Here is a 14,219-nt window from a genome sequence, read left to right on the forward strand (position 1 = left end):
GGTTGGATCTCGACTGAACCTGATGACGATTGGATACCGCATGGAGTTCCGCAGCGCCACCGCGGCCGCCTCCCTCGTGATCGGCGCACTGACCGCGGCAACCGGCCTGGCTAATGCCGAGCCCGCTGCACCCCAGCACATCGCGTACTCCGCGAAGTTGGTGGACAAAACGGTCGTCACCACTCTCAAGGGCGGCACGTTCGAGCTTTCCAAAGCCCTCGGCGCGGATCTCGCGTCCGGCACCACCACCCGGTTGACCGAACACGACGGTGTGGTCACCGCGGCCGACGGTAAGACCGTCGATCCGGCGGACATCGTGAATGTGGTCGATGTGAAGGACGATCAGGGCGGCGTCCTGCTCACGCTGCCGCTCGAATTCCACCTGGCCGGGGTGAACGTTCCGGTGAAACCCGAGGTGCAGAAGGACAATACGGTCCTGGTCCTCACCCCGGACAAGCCCGCGGGCGTCACGGTCGCGCAGCCGCTCACGGTGAAGCCGATCGCCTCGCCGAACGAGAACACCCGCGCGCTCAATGATTTCTCCACCCAGTTCGGCCTGGCCACCACCATCGGCACCTTCATCGGAACCGCCTTGGGTGCGACCATCGGCTGCTTCGTCACTCTGCCCGCCGGCTGTGTACCCGGGCTCACCATGGGTGCGGCCGTGGGCGGCATTATCGGTTCGATCGCGTTCGGCAGCCCCACGCTGATCGCCGCCGGTATCGATCTGCTCACCACCATGCAGGCCGCGGACGGCACCACCAAGTGGGCGGATAAGCCGAAACCGGTTCCGGCCGCGCCCGCGACCACCGAGCCGCAGGCGCAACCGGCCGATCAGCCGAAGTAGTCGGCGAAGGCCCGGACCGAGCCATGCCAGAACCCGCGTATGTGGCCATCGCCGGGAAGTACGCCCGCCAGATCCGTACCGGCGCACTGCCTCCCGGCACCCGGCTGCCGAGTTATGCCGAGATCGCCGAACGCAACGGGGTCTCCCAGATCGTCATTCGGCATGCGGTGAAGCTGCTGCTCAACCAGGGTCTGGTGCGCACGGTGGAGCGGCGTGGCACCTTCGTCGCGGATCGCCTGGATCTGGTGCGATCGGCTCCCCAGCGTCAAATGGCAAGTCCGGAACCAAGTTTCGACCAGGAGACCGACCGGGAGGTTCGGTTCGAGCGCAGCAGTAAGCGCATGACCGCCACCGAGCGTCTGGCGGAGGCCCTGGGCCTGGACCCGGGCGCTGAGATCACCCATGTGGTGACGCGCACCAGCGAGGACGGCCGCCCCATCTCCATCGCCGACTCATACCAACCACTCGGCATCGAAGGCACCGCGGGCGCGGCCTTCCTGGAAGAGACCATCGCCGACGAAATCCCCGCCGAAACCCATGCGGCCTGGCTCAATACGCCGCCGGGCGATCTGGTCAAGAGCGTGCGCCAGCGCTTCCTCGGCCGCGACAACAGCGTGGTGATGGTCTGCGATCTCTCCTTCCCCTTGGATCGCTACTCCGCCTTCATGTTCCGCATGAATCTGGACCCCACCCCCTAGGGCTCACCCCCACCCCGCGCCATATCCGCCGGGTTCCACCACCAAACACATTGCCACCCCGGGAAACTCGCCCCGACGCGCCGCGCTCGACGAGAGATACGTCATACCTGCGATTTTCGCCCCGCGGGCCCACTCGAGTGACCGGCTATCGAACCTCGGCGAATCGAAAGATGGTCGGGGTGACAGGATTTGAACCTGCGACCCTCCGCTCCCAAAGCGGATGCGCTACCAAGCTGCGCTACACCCCGTGACCGTTCGGCCTGGGCCGAAGCTCCCCGACGGGAGAAGAGCGGGTGACGGGAATCGAACCCGCGCTATCAGCTTGGAAGGCTGAAGTTCTACCATTGAACTACACCCGCATGCCGCCTTCGGAGTACCCGAATGCATGCGTTGAGCACTGTACCTAATCTCACTCACCCAATGCCAATCGGGCTGGATACGGGCCTGTTCGCCCCGGTAGACGAGGCTTGCGGCGCGTCGCGGGGGACTCGCGGAAATTGGGTGTAACGCCTGGGTCTCGGTAGCGATCACACATCCGATCGCCATTCGCGAGGCGTCGGGAACCCGTTCTGAAACAGGGACTTTCGATGCCGGGTGGCTTGCTAGGATCCTTTTTGTCCGGACGGGGGTATCTGGAAAGGGGGCGGTGAGCGTGCACCACACATGCCAACCGCGAGTCAGTGAGTTCGATCCGAAGGGCAATACCGGCGTGAGCAGGACCATCGCCGGCACCGAAGGCACCGGCGACGCCGGGCCTGACATCACGTTCGCTGGGTGAGCGCGCATGCCCATCCGAATCGACACCCGCACCAGCGCCGTCGTGACGGCCACCATCCGGGAATGGGCGCGGGCGGTGCATCCCGGCGGAACCGGTTCCATCGTGCCCGCACTCCAACCCGAGGATATGGAGCGCATATTCCGCCGCGTCATCGGTGAACTGCTGGAACTGGCCGGATCCGAACCGTTTCCGGTGCCCGCGGCCCGCGCCATCGGGCGGCAACTCGCCGAATCACCGTTCGAACGCACCCGCATGCTCGCACCCGCCAGTCGCGCGCTGCTCGGGCTCGCGCCCGGTGAACCCGGATCGCTGATCGCCACCCGCTGGCCGTTCATCGCCAGTCAGGCCATCGACAGCTATGCCGAGGCGCTGCAGCAGCGGGCCCTGGCACAGCAGGAACGCAGTCTCTCCGAGGCGGTTTCGGTGCGGGTGCAGGAGATCGCGGCATTGCAGACCAGGCTGCGGCACGAGGCCACCCATGACGCGTTGACCGATCTGGCCAATCGCTCACTGCTCAAGGAGCGGGTGCGGATGATGGCCACCGATTCGGCGCGGGGCGTCGGACTGCTGCTCATCGATCTCGACGATTTCAAGCAGATCAATGACGGTTACGGGCATTCGGTCGGCGATGAGGTGCTGGTCACCATCGCACAGCGACTGCGGTCGGCCTGTCCGGCCGAGACGGTGATCGCCCGCTACGGCGGGGACGAATTCGTGGTCGCACTGCCCGCTCGGCGCAATTCGCTGGGCGAGCTGGCCATGCGGGTACTCGCGGTGCTCTGCGAACCCGTACCCACCGCCGTGGGACCCGTCCCGGCCTCGGCCAGCGTCGGCACCGCCTTCTGCCCGCCCGGGCGGGACTGCGACTTCGCCGATCTGCTGCGCAGTGCGGACCGTGCGATGTACTCGGCCAAGACCGCGGGTAAGCGTCAGTTCGCGGTGTCGGAACTCGACCCAGAGGAGGTCGACTCAGGTCCTGCAACCGCCCGATTCGCGGCAGTAGCAGGCTGAGCGACCTGGGTCGACGCTGGTCAAAGGGGTAACACCAGCACGTAGCAATTGATTGGCAACACTGCCGCGTAGGGTGGGATCGTGGCTACGGTTGTCGTACTACTCGTTCTCATGGTGGTCGCGCTGCTGGCGGTCTTGGCGGTCAGCCGCGGTCGGCAGGCCCGCGCGAATTCTCAACTCGCGGATGCCAAGGCCGATGCCAGGCGGGTCATCGAACGCCTCGGCGGACAGGTGTACAACCTCACCGGCGATGACGAACCCTCGCGTCAGGCGCTCGCCGATGCGAGTGAGCGGTTCAATGCGGCGGGATCGCAGATCGAACAGGCGAGTACGCCCGCGCAGGCCCGGCTCGCCAAGGAGACCGCTCTCGAGGGGCTCTATTACGTCCGTGCCGCGCGTTCGACCATGGGGATGGACCTCGGACCGGCCGTTCCCGAACTCGACGGCCAGCGCGGCGCAGGCAAGGTCACCGAGGACCGGAGCGTCGACTTCGACGGTCGGCGCATCGAAGCCTCACCGGATCCCTCGGCGCGGACTCCCAACTACTACCCGGGCGGCCGGGTCGCGGGGCGGCCCGTTCCGGCCGGTTGGTACTCCGAGCCGTGGTGGCGCACAGCGCTGGTCGCGGGCGCCTGGGGCGTGGGGTCGGTACTGCTCTTCGACGCGCTGTTCACCGGGATGTCCGGGGTCGGGTATGACGCGACCGCGTTCGAGAGCGGCTATGGCGACGGGTACCAGGCGGGACTGGATGCCGGGAACAACGGCGGGGACCAGAACTACGACTCCGGGGATCAGAACTACGACCGGGGCGATCCGGGCTTCGCCGACGCGGGCTTCGCGGACCCGCGATCCGATCTGGGCGGCAGTGATTTCGGCGACTACGGCGATTTCGGCGGCTTCGACGGTTTCGACGGCGGCGGCTTCTAACCCGCCGATCCGACGGACGAGCGGCTCCCGGCGGCGCGACCGCTGTTTCCCGCTCGTTTGCCTGGATGGTTTTCCAGTAACCGGAAGTTGTGCCTCCGTTTGCCCTGTGTTATCGATTGACAGTGCTGGTCGACCACGAGGTGAATGATCCCGGCTCGTCGGTTCGCGGCGGGGTCGGTTCACGGCTGCTACCCATCGCCGGATCGATCGCGGCGTTGGTACTGCTGATCGCCACTCAGGTCTGGGCGTCCACGCACGAGACCATGGGCCCGCTGCGCAGTCTGCTGGCCGACTATCTGCTGAATCCGCAGTCGGCATTCGTGTCCTGGGCCGGGCTCGGGCTGGCCTGCGTGGGGGTTCCCGCGCGCCTGCGGATCACCAGCCTCACCGCGGCCGCGGTGCTGGATCTGCTCGCACTGAGCGTGCAGGCGCTCTGCGGCTGGCATGTGTCGATCGGCACCGGACCCACCCTCGCCTTGACCGGCCTCGTGGTGACGGTGTCCCAGTGGCAGGGTCAGCCGCGGCGAACCGCCTTGCACGCCATCGCATTCGGCGTGCTGTTGATCATGGCCTCGAAAGTTGCCGACACCTGGCTGATGGTCAGCATCGTCAACGGTCCGCGGGTGCTGGATCAGTACGTCCAACTGGCCGATCGCGCGCTCGGCGAACCTGCGTGGCTGGTGGGCCGCGCACTGGATGGGCTCGGCCCGATTCCGTCGAATGTGCTGCACGTGGTGTACATCCAACTGCCGGTGGCGGCGATGGCGGTAGCGGTGTGGCAGTTGCGCACTGTGACCACCGAGCCGTGGCCCCGGCACAGTCTGCTGCGCACGTTCCTGGTGCTGGGCGTGATCGGGCCGCTGGGCTATGTGCTGTTCCCGGTGGTCGGTCCGGTCTTCGCCTACGGTCCGCTCGGACACGGGCTACAGCTCTCCGACTGGCCGCATACGCTGCCCACCTGGAATTTCGCGCCGCGGCCGATGCTCTTCGATACCGTCACCGCTCGAAACTGCATGCCGTCCATGCATACCGCGTGGGCGACCGCGCTGTTCATCCACACCCGTGCCGCACCGCGCTGGTTGCGTTGGGCCGGAGCGATCTGGCTGGTCTGCACCTTGCTCGCGACGCTGGGCTTCGGCTATCACTATGGCTGCGATCTGGTCGCGGGCGCGGTGTTGTGCATGACGGTGGAGTCGGCGCTGCGTGATCCGGAGCGTGGTTGGGATCGCGGTCGGGTGTTCCTCGTGTCGCTCGGCGCGGCGGTGCTAGCCGGATTGTTGCTGTCCTACCGTTTCCTCGCGACGACCATGGCGGAGTATCCGTTGCCCGCCGGATTCGCCGTTCTGGGCGCGCTGGCGGCGGTTACATTCGTGTTCTACGGCACCTGGTTCGGCCATCGAACAGCCACTCCCACAAGGCAATCCGGACAACTCGCGCGAAAGCCGAAAGGTTAGTGTCTGCTTGATGATCACGACGCGGGCGGGGCAGCGCGGTTTGCCGCGTAAACCGAATTCAGCCAACCGAACATATGTACCCCGTGTTCCGATCGTGGTCGGAGTACTGGTGTCGGTTGCCATCGCGCTGATCTTCTCCAGGCTGCACGGATTCCTGGACCTCCAGGTGTATCGCGTCGTCACCCGCTCCTGGATGCACCACGGTTCGGCCCTGTACGGACCGACCCTGCCGGTCGCGGGCCATACCGACCTGCCCTTCACCTATCCCCCGTCCGCGGCGATATTCATGATCCCGCTGGCGGTGGCGCCGATGTGGTTGGCGGAGGTACTCGTCACGGCGAGTTCCCTGGCGTGCCTGGGCGTAACCATCTGGCTGGTCCTGACCCGGGTGCGCCCCGAGTTGGACCCGCGCACCAAAGCCACGCTGACCACTTCGGCGGTGGTGATCCTGTTGGCCATAGAACCTGTCCGAACCACCCTGTGGTTCGGACAGATCAACCTCGTCCTGATGGCAGCGGTGGCCCTGGACACCCTGACCGAGAAGCCTCGCTGGCCGCGCGGCATCCTGGTCGGCATCGCCGCGGTGACCAAGCTGACCCCCGCGGCCTTCATCCTGTACTTCCTGATCCGCAAGGACTGGAAAGCGGCGGCGACCGCTGCGGCGACCTCCCTCACTGTGGTCCTCGGCCTGTTCCTGCTGTTCCCCCAGGAGTCCAAGGACTACTGGCTGCACGCGGTCAGCGATACCAACCGCATCGGCTCCCCCGACTACGTGGGCAACCAGTCCATCAAGGGCATGGTCTTCCGCCTCGGCCTGACGCATTCAGCCGCGGCCGCGGTCTGGCTCGGCGTCGGCATGATCGTCGTCGTCGCGGGCGCGGCGCTGATGCATCACCTGTTCACCACCGAACAAGCCGACCGCCCGGACTCCCCCGGTACACCCTCGATCACGATCCTGTCCGTCACCGCCCTCTTCGTGAACGCCTCGGTCCTGCTACTGATCTCACCGGTCTCCTGGACCCATCACTGGGTCTGGGCAGGCCCCGCCCTGGTGGCAGCTCTCGCATGGGCCACCACCAAATCCAGCCGCGCCCCCTTCATCACCATCGCGATCTTCGCGGCCGTCTTCCTGATCGGCCCCGGAATCGTCCCCAACGGCAGCCACCAGGAACTCAAATGGTCCTGGTGGCAACACATCCCGGGCGACGCCTACATCATCGCCACCACCATCCTGATCGCCGTCGCGGTAACCCACCTGCTGCGAACCCGCTCACGAATATCGCGGGATTCCGCCCCACTCGGCCGCGCCTAGCGGCCGCGTCTCGCCGGACCGTTTCGGCGGGGCCACCGGTCTAACGTTTGCGCGCGCGGCTGGACTCGATGCGGGTCGCGAGCTCGAGCAGGTCGGCGGCGGGACCGGTGGGCGGGGTTTGGCGGTGCCAGATGGCTCGGAATTTTCTGGTCAGCGGAACCGCGTTGGCGAGGGGGACCTCTCGGAGGGTGGCGGCGCGTAGTTCGTGGGCCACGATCAGGCGGCTGACCACCGCCGGGGCCGCACCGCTGCGGGCGGTGGTGAGAATCGCCGCGGCCGAACCCAGTTCGGCCGCGGGTGGTGCCGGGGTGCCGTGGATTTCGAGGGTGGCCCAGACCGTGTCGCGGGTTCCGGAACCCTTCTCCCGCCACAGCAGTGGGGTGGCGGCGAGTTCGCGGGCGGTCAGCGGGGTGCGGCGGGTCGCCCAGGGATGCGTCGGGGCGACGACCACGACGAGCTCGTCGGCGGCGAGGACGCGGCTGCCCAAACCCGTTGGCGGGTGCGGACCTTCGACGAAGCCGAGGGCGGCCTCGCGGTCGCGGACCGCCGCGGTCACGTGCTGCGAGTTCGCGACGTCGAGTGCCACCGCCAGTTCCGGGTGGATCTTGCGTAATGCGTTCAGCCAATGCGGAATGCGGTGGTCCGCAATGGTTGTCGAGGCCACCACACGCAGGCTCGGGCGGATATCGCTGTGCAGCGCCGCGATCCCCTCCGACATCTCCCGCGCGGCCGCCAGCACCGGCCGCCCGAGGTCGACGACCGTTCGCCCGGCATCGGTCAGCACCGACCCGGTCCGCGCACGATCCAACAGGCGCAGATTCAACCGCCGCTCCAGCGCGCTGATCCGCATACTCGCGGCGGGCTGGCTGATGCCGTGCCGCCGTGCGGCCGCGCCGAGACTGCCCAATTCCGCCACCGAGGCGAGCAGATCGAGCACTTCCAAATCGGGCGTCCGCCCGGGCAGAACCATAAGCGCACCTTATGACGTGCGCACCATGATGTCTCTACCCGCGCACCCCGCAGCGCAGCAGGATCATGAATATCCGCACGTCGCGGACCGCGAAATCGCAGAGGAGCGCACAGTGACGTTCGTAATCGGGGCCGCCTGCGTCGATGTCCTGGATAAAGCCTGCATCGAGGAGTGCCCAATGGACTGCATCTTCATCGGCAAGCGAATGGCCTACATCCACCCCGACCAATGCATCGACTGCGCGGCCTGCGAACCGGTCTGCCCGGTCGAGGCGATCTATTACGAGGACGACATTCCCCCGGGGCAAGAACAGTTCATCACCGAGAACGCCCGCTTCTTCGAAGAGCCGCTGCCGGGACGCTCGGACCCGCTCGGAAACCCCAGCGGCACAGCCGGTGTCGGCGTATTAGGGGTGGATACGGCCTACGTGCGGAACCTCGGCGCCTGAGGGCCGCGGCGGCCCGACCAAAAGTGGAACGCGAACACTTCACAAGTGTTAGGTTGGCCGCCGTAGGTTCGACCCGAGGAGAGTCCTGTGAAGTCCATGCTGGCAACGGCTTTCGGCACCGCTATGGTCGGTTTGGTGATCGCCGCTCCGTCGGCCCAGGCCGCCAGGACCGAAATCCACACCGATACGTTGAAGAACGGGCCGTGCCATGTCAGCCAGACGTACGAGATCGGGCTGTCGCACATCTTGCCGCGCGGGGGGGAACTCACGTTCACGGACAACGGCGTAGTGATTCCGATCAACTGGCAGGACCACAACATGAGTTACGTCGAATGGACGCCCACGACGACAGGCAAACACACCCTGAAGCTGTCCGGCGACATCACGGAGGGCGGTGAGGCTTTGAGCGTGCTCGGCAGCTCGCAACTGGTCGGCCTCGGCTCGGGCAGCGGTTTGTTCCGCGCGCCCAGCGTGACAGTGCAGACGATGGTCGTGAATGCCTCCGACACCACAACCCCCTGTCTGCAATAGCCGCGGAACAGACTCGGCCCCGGCGCGGTTGCGAAGGCGCCGGGGGCTTCCTGTGAAGTGGGTTGGTATCACCCAGCCGAGAGAGATAGGCGTCTACGGCCGTGCCTTCGAATTGTCGGCCAGCCAGTCCGTGACCGGCGAAGCAGCTGAAGCGCTGATCGGGACGGCCCTCGACAAGCGGCGCAATTCATTCGACGGGCAAAGCAGCTAGCACCCGCGCTCGACGACGATCGAGCTCCCGGCATCGATACCGGCGATGAGGCAGCTCGGCCTCGGCGCAGGGATCGATGCCGGGTCCGGCTACTTACTCGATCCGCTGGTCAACGCTCCGAACAGGCCGGATAGCACGCTCATCCCCAGCCCGCTCGGCAGGCCGCCCTTCGAACCGGAGTTGAATCCGCTCGCGGAGCCGGTGAGGTATCCCTTTCCCGGACCACTGGTCGAGCCGGTGAGGGTGTCGGGTGCGGAGTTGGCCAACTCGTCGAGGGCACAGGTGGCGAGTCCGCCGCCGGACCCACTGGCCAGAGCGGTGAAGATCCCATTGGACAACCCGGCGGCGGAACCCGCCTGTGGTCCGGCGGCGGAACCGCCGAGGTATCCGGTTGCCGAACCGGTGACCGAACCGGTCGCGCCCGATTTGGCCGAGCCGCTGAGGAAACCCTGCTGACAGGACTCGCCCGGCGGTAGGGCCGCGGCGTCGATGGTGTCAGCCTGGGTCACGCTCGGGTCTTCCACGGTGAGCGGGAGGGCTGCCGCGGGTCCCGCCCCGACGGCGAGTGCGATGGCGATGAAGGCGGTGGTCAAAACGGTCTTTTGCATGAATAGCTGCTCTCGTGTGGTTCTCGCCGGAGGATGAGGCATGCGCTCGGCCGTCACCTATCGCTCCGCCGCTGTCTACCCACTACTCGAATTACGCTGCGTAACAATCGAGTTCGAGTAGCGGAGGTGTTCCTTCCCGGTACCAGCACCTGGACGTGCGACCAACTTAGCGTGCTAAGCATGATTCCGCAGGGCGTACCGCAAATCTCTCCGAACAAGGCCCCGTCGGGACCGCCGGTCGAGTCACTCGGAGAGGGAACAAGCGTTCACGGAACCTATTGGACTGCAACCGAACCCACCAGCACACCGATGACCAGCCGCAAGCGCTGGAGTTGACTCCTCATGCCCTCTCAAGAGGCTGTCGGACGGGGCACCAGAACAGGTTTCGTCCTTCCTCAACGAGTGCAGCACGATGGAGTGAGCCGATGACACGATCGGGCCGACATCAATCCGAAGTCAGTCGTATGTCCGGAACACTTCGGGTGTGTCCAGCCATTCCTGATAGGCGGGGTTGACCAAGTAGAGATTGATGTAGCCGTCCAGTAGAAAAAGCCGGACGACTACATTCGTTCGATCCCAGAGCACCTTTGGCTCAGGTCCCCATTGGGCGCTACGCGGCGAACCCAGGACCGCGGTGAATCTGTTCACAAGCCTATCGAATTCGCCGAGCAGCTCCTGCGCTGCCTGAGCATCACTCGTGTCGACCTTGTCCGTGACAACCATGATCACGTCACGTACGCCGCCCAGATCCCACTCGCTCCAGTACGCCTCGGGCCGGTCAGCCATGTGGTCAGTACGGAGTAGAGCCGTATCGCTGGTACGTCGAACGACCTCCCACCCCTGCGCCTCGCACAGGGATGGGAGGTCGTTATCGGTCCAGGTCCAGTCGAACGATGCTGCGACGGTGACGATCTTCTCGACTCTGTCACTCAAAATGTGCAAAAGATATGTGCTCTCCAGTTGTTCCACAGCACCACACGGAATTAGTACCTGACTGGTTCTAATTGCCCGGAGATCATTCGTACACCTCGAACTCTTCCGGGGTATCAAGCCACTCCTGATAGGCAGGGTTGACCAGATGGAGATTGATATAACCGTCCGCCACAAAAAGTCGAACAACCAGATTCGCTCGATCCCAGCGCACGCTCGACCCAGGTCCCTGTTGGCTACAGTGTGGCGAGCCCAAGACAGCGGAGAACCGCACCACCAGGCTCCTGAAATCATCGAGTAGTCGCTCCATCGCTGGAACATCATTCGAGTCAATCTTATCCGTTACAACCATGATCATGTGGCGAACACCGCCCTTATCCCACGCGCGCCAATACACCTGGGACTGCGCTGCCACGAGGTCGGTGCGCAGAGTGGTCGTAGCGTTGGTTCGGTGGAGAACTCCGCGCCATCCCAGCGCCTCGCTCAGCAGCGGAAGGTCCCCTTCGGTCCAAGTCCAGTCGAACGATGCTGCGACCGCGATGATGTGCTCGATTTTGTCACTCTCAACGTACATAGGATATGCGCTTTCCGTTGTTCGATGACCTATCCATTTTAGCCTGAATCCACCGATTCGGGTTTCGGGCTGGTCCGCGCGCCGAAGGCGCGCTGACCAGCGGGTTTCAGGTGTGGGGTAGCCGCTGGTCTGCCCAGCATTTCCACGTGGATCTCGGGTCGGGGGCGTTGGGGGCCGGGGTGGTCAGGTGGTGGCGGGTTGTGGTGGTGTGTATCGGATTGTGTTGTGCCACAACGTGAGCCATGCATCGGTCCAGGGCCAGTGGCTGGGCAGGTGCAGGATCGGTCGACGCTGTGGGCGGGCCAGTCGTGCGGGGATATTGACGATCTTGCGGCGCAGGGTGGCCGCGCGAGCGCGGCCGTGTTTTCCGCCGGTGAGGATGCCCGCGGCACGTAGCAGGTTGTGGGCGATCGCGGCGGACAGGACCCAGGCGGAGTTGGCACCGAATTTCCCGGACCGGATGTGGGCCAGGGGGCCATCGATCAAATCTGCGAACACGGTTTCGATCACTGCGTGTTTGCGGTGGGTGATGTCGGCGTCGGCGACCGGCTCTTGCGAGTTGGTGAAGAACGGGTGGTACCGCCAGATCGGGAACAACGCGTCGGGGTAGCGGGCGTCTTTCACGCGCCGCACGATCAACCTGGCAGTGGTCTCGTCTTTGGTGGAAGCGAAAGCGGTGTAGGAGATTTCGGCGACCTCGGCGTCGGAGATCCACCCGCCGGTGTCCGGGTCTCGCACCGCCCCCGGGTACTTCACCGGGATCCACGCGGAGTCCGGGATCTGGCCGATCGCGGTGTTCACCGCGGAGTTGCGGGTCATCACCAGCGAGAACTGCGCGCCCGCGCGCAGCGCGGCACGCACGACCTTGCGGGTGCCGAAGGCTGAATCGCCACGCACCAGAATCGTGCCGGTCGCCCCGGCGGCGCGGGCGGTGCCGATCGCCGCGGTGACCATCGACGCGGCACCCTTGCCGGAGCCGGTTTTCCCGGCGCGCAACCGCATACCCGCGATCACCGGGGCGGTGAGATCGGTGCCGAGCGTCGCCGCCAAAGGCGAAAGTCCTTTGCGGAGAACCTGTTTCCCCGCAATCTTCGCATGCCCGTAGGACGCGCCCTGCTTCTGGCGGCCGTAAACCAGGCGCAGCAGCGAGTCGATGTCCACGAACACTCTCCCCGGCGCGCCGGGCAGCAGATCGGTCCGGGCGGCCAGCGCGAGCAGGTGCTCGCGCAGCACCGACTCCAACTGCTTGGCGTGCCCGAAAGTGAACTCCCGCAACAGGGTTCCCACCGTCGAAGGCGCATACACGCCATCGAACAACTCGCTCATCCCGCCACTGCGCAGCAGATCGATATCATCGATACAGTCCGCGCCCGCGCACATCCCGGCGATCAGCGTGGCCAGCTTCGGCGCGAGGTTGGCCGAACCGGACCGGATCCGCGGCGAGGCGATCACAACTTTCTCGGCCAACATGCTGGTCAGGCCCGTTTGCTCGGCCAAAGTCATCACCGGCACCAAGCCCGCAACCGACACGAGGTTGTCGTCGTCGAACCGCGCCGAGTCCCCGGCGAACGTGTGGAACAATCGCACTGAAAGTGCCTGCCTGTCCTGGTCTTGATTAATGCGTGAGAACATCAATCATCCCAGCTCAGAGGCACTTTCGCTATTCCAGCGTAAAGCTACCCGCAGATAACTTCGGTGGATTCAGGCTAAGTTCACCCCTGCCGACCCGGGTTCGGCTAAGAGTCATATGGCAAGAGAACGAAGCTATCGAAGCCCCACAACGGACGTAGCGTCCGAAAATGGCGCTGGTCGAGCGTCATGATTCGGTCGGTACGCTCTCGATCAGCGATAACCACATTCGAGGCATCCGTGATCCCGACGTAGTCCTGGCTATAACGGTCGAGGATGGTCAGAGCCGCAGCGTGATGGTTGGATGTCCACGCCGCCAGGTCATACGCGCCGCCAGCCACGTCGGAGGCGAAGTCGTGCGCCGCACGGGACCCGAGCCGGGTGTAGAGCATGCGATCCGCCTCGGCGACAACCATCGGCGAAACCACAAGTCGCTCATCGGCTTTAGCGATGATTTGCGCCAGTTGTTTGTGCTCGGCGTACGCCTCATCGAACAAGGCGAGGATTGCACTCGTGTCGACAATTATCGTCATCTAGGCCCCGAAGCCCTGGCCGAGCTCCCGGTCGATCTCCTCGGCCGAAAGTGGACGCTGACTGCGATAGCCCCCAACCGTAGGCTTCGGCCGCGCACCAACCTTGCCGAGCAGATGATCGAGCGCCTGCCCCAGGGTTAACCCGTTCGACGCTGCGACCTCGAGCAAGCGATCCCGAACAGCTTTGGGCACCTTGATGGTGGTCATATCGGACATACCGCGAGCATACCGCCATACTTACGGTAGTCCAGCAGTTCAGCGGGCATTCATACGTCGGGCAGCCTCCGTACCGGACACATCGATGCTAATCATGCATGCCTTCGCGTTCAGCCAAGAAAGTGTCGAGCAGATCGAACAGCACCGCGAGGGCACGGGCTTGTTGTTCATCGGTGAGGGGCGTGACGTGGTCTCGGTCCGCCAACGCGATCTGCGTGATCAATCCTGGCCAGCTGAAACTGCTCTCCTTGCCCAGATGGTTAGTAATCAGCCACTCTCGGAAACCATCGAGACCCCGGCCACCGTGGCGGACCGCGCCTTGGTTGTACCCCTCGAGGAAACCCGTCACCCCATGCCATGTGGCGCGGCCGATATACATGCCAGGCCGCTTGGCGAACAGCGCGAGGTACTCACGCTCGCTGAGCTCGCTCGGATCCGTCACAGCACGCCCGGTCACCATCAATGGGCTTGTAGCCCCGTAGATTCGGCGAACGTTGTCGTCCTCAACCATTCACCCACTCCATCACAGCTACACTCGGCCA

At 65.0% G+C, this 14,219-nt stretch carries 16 protein-coding genes and 2 tRNA genes; 8 read left to right on the forward strand and 10 right to left on the reverse strand.

All coding sequences use genetic code 11. From position 1 onward, the window contains the following. Window positions 1-22: 22 nt before the first annotated feature. Entirely contained in the window at window positions 23-847 is an 825-nt protein-coding gene (locus tag OHB26_RS02845; protein ID WP_330182677.1) for a hypothetical protein, read from the forward strand. Window positions 848-870: 23 nt separating this feature from the next. Beyond that, on the forward strand, window positions 871-1,545 hold the full coding sequence (locus OHB26_RS02850; RefSeq protein WP_330182678.1) for a GntR family transcriptional regulator: 675 nt from the start codon (window positions 871-873) through the stop codon (window positions 1,543-1,545). A gap of 171 nt (window positions 1,546-1,716) precedes the next feature. On the opposite strand, the gene OHB26_RS02855 is transcribed toward OHB26_RS02850, so the two are convergent. After that, a tRNA-Pro gene (locus OHB26_RS02855) sits at window positions 1,717-1,793 on the reverse strand. Between the two features lie 40 nt (window positions 1,794-1,833). Next, window positions 1,834-1,904 (reverse strand) — tRNA-Gly (locus OHB26_RS02860). A gap of 425 nt (window positions 1,905-2,329) precedes the next feature. On the opposite strand from OHB26_RS02860, the gene OHB26_RS02865 reads away from it, so the two are divergent. The 4 genes from OHB26_RS02865 to OHB26_RS02880 all read left to right on the forward strand — a co-directional run bounded on the left by OHB26_RS02865 (window position 2,330) and on the right by OHB26_RS02880 (window position 7,027). Beyond that, entirely contained in the window at window positions 2,330-3,334 is a 1,005-nt protein-coding gene (locus OHB26_RS02865) for a diguanylate cyclase domain-containing protein (RefSeq protein ID WP_330182679.1), read from the forward strand. Window positions 3,335-3,445: 111 nt separating this feature from the next. Then, window positions 3,446-4,261, forward strand: a complete 816-nt coding sequence (locus OHB26_RS02870) for a DUF1542 domain-containing protein (protein WP_442942981.1) — start codon at window positions 3,446-3,448, stop codon at window positions 4,259-4,261. Window positions 4,262-4,383: 122 nt separating this feature from the next. Next, entirely contained in the window at window positions 4,384-5,715 is a 1,332-nt protein-coding gene (locus tag OHB26_RS02875) for a phosphatase PAP2 family protein (protein WP_330182681.1), read from the forward strand. Between the two features lie 10 nt (window positions 5,716-5,725). Continuing rightward, entirely contained in the window at window positions 5,726-7,027 is a 1,302-nt protein-coding gene (locus tag OHB26_RS02880) for a glycosyltransferase 87 family protein (RefSeq protein WP_330182682.1), read from the forward strand. 40 nt (window positions 7,028-7,067) lie between these two features. Here the strand turns inward: OHB26_RS02880 and OHB26_RS02885 are convergent, their stop codons facing one another. Continuing rightward, window positions 7,068-7,997 (reverse strand): LysR family transcriptional regulator, encoded by a 930-nt coding sequence (locus OHB26_RS02885; RefSeq protein ID WP_330182683.1) that lies wholly within the window; start codon window positions 7,995-7,997, stop codon window positions 7,068-7,070. Between the two features lie 112 nt (window positions 7,998-8,109). On the opposite strand from OHB26_RS02885, the gene fdxA reads away from it, so the two are divergent. Together fdxA and OHB26_RS02895 are read left to right on the forward strand one after the other, a co-directional pair. After that, a complete protein-coding gene (gene fdxA / locus OHB26_RS02890; protein ID WP_330185474.1) occupies window positions 8,110-8,445 on the forward strand; it encodes a ferredoxin in 336 nt (111 codons plus the stop codon). 87 nt (window positions 8,446-8,532) lie between these two features. Then, entirely contained in the window at window positions 8,533-8,976 is a 444-nt protein-coding gene (locus OHB26_RS02895; protein WP_330182684.1) for a hypothetical protein, read from the forward strand. Between the two features lie 300 nt (window positions 8,977-9,276). Here OHB26_RS02895 and OHB26_RS02900 read toward each other — a convergent pair whose 3' ends face one another. From OHB26_RS02900 to OHB26_RS02930, 7 genes are all read right to left on the reverse strand, one after another. Next, window positions 9,277-9,795, reverse strand: coding sequence for a hypothetical protein (locus OHB26_RS02900; protein ID WP_330182685.1), 519 nt, complete (start codon window positions 9,793-9,795; stop codon window positions 9,277-9,279). Between the two features lie 456 nt (window positions 9,796-10,251). Continuing rightward, window positions 10,252-10,764, reverse strand: coding sequence for a DUF6301 family protein (locus OHB26_RS02905; RefSeq protein ID WP_330182686.1), 513 nt, complete (start codon window positions 10,762-10,764; stop codon window positions 10,252-10,254). 46 nt (window positions 10,765-10,810) lie between these two features. Beyond that, on the reverse strand, window positions 10,811-11,299 hold the full coding sequence (locus tag OHB26_RS02910; protein WP_330182687.1) for a DUF6301 family protein: 489 nt from the start codon (window positions 11,297-11,299) through the stop codon (window positions 10,811-10,813). Between the two features lie 183 nt (window positions 11,300-11,482). Then, window positions 11,483-12,886, reverse strand: coding sequence for an IS1380 family transposase (locus OHB26_RS02915; RefSeq protein ID WP_330182688.1), 1,404 nt, complete (start codon window positions 12,884-12,886; stop codon window positions 11,483-11,485). 149 nt (window positions 12,887-13,035) lie between these two features. Next, window positions 13,036-13,461 carry a PIN domain-containing protein gene (locus OHB26_RS02920; protein ID WP_330182689.1) on the reverse strand — a complete coding sequence of 142 codons (426 nt, stop codon included), beginning with the start codon at window positions 13,459-13,461 and terminating at the stop codon, window positions 13,036-13,038. Beyond that, on the reverse strand, window positions 13,462-13,677 hold the full coding sequence (locus OHB26_RS02925) for a hypothetical protein (protein WP_153806104.1): 216 nt from the start codon (window positions 13,675-13,677) through the stop codon (window positions 13,462-13,464). 88 nt (window positions 13,678-13,765) lie between these two features. Further along, window positions 13,766-14,188 (reverse strand): hypothetical protein, encoded by a 423-nt coding sequence (locus OHB26_RS02930; RefSeq protein WP_330182690.1) that lies wholly within the window; start codon window positions 14,186-14,188, stop codon window positions 13,766-13,768. Window positions 14,189-14,219 lie beyond the last annotated feature (31 nt).

This window comes from Nocardia sp. NBC_01503 (assembly GCF_036327755.1).
GTDB lineage: Bacteria > Actinomycetota > Actinomycetes > Mycobacteriales > Mycobacteriaceae > Nocardia.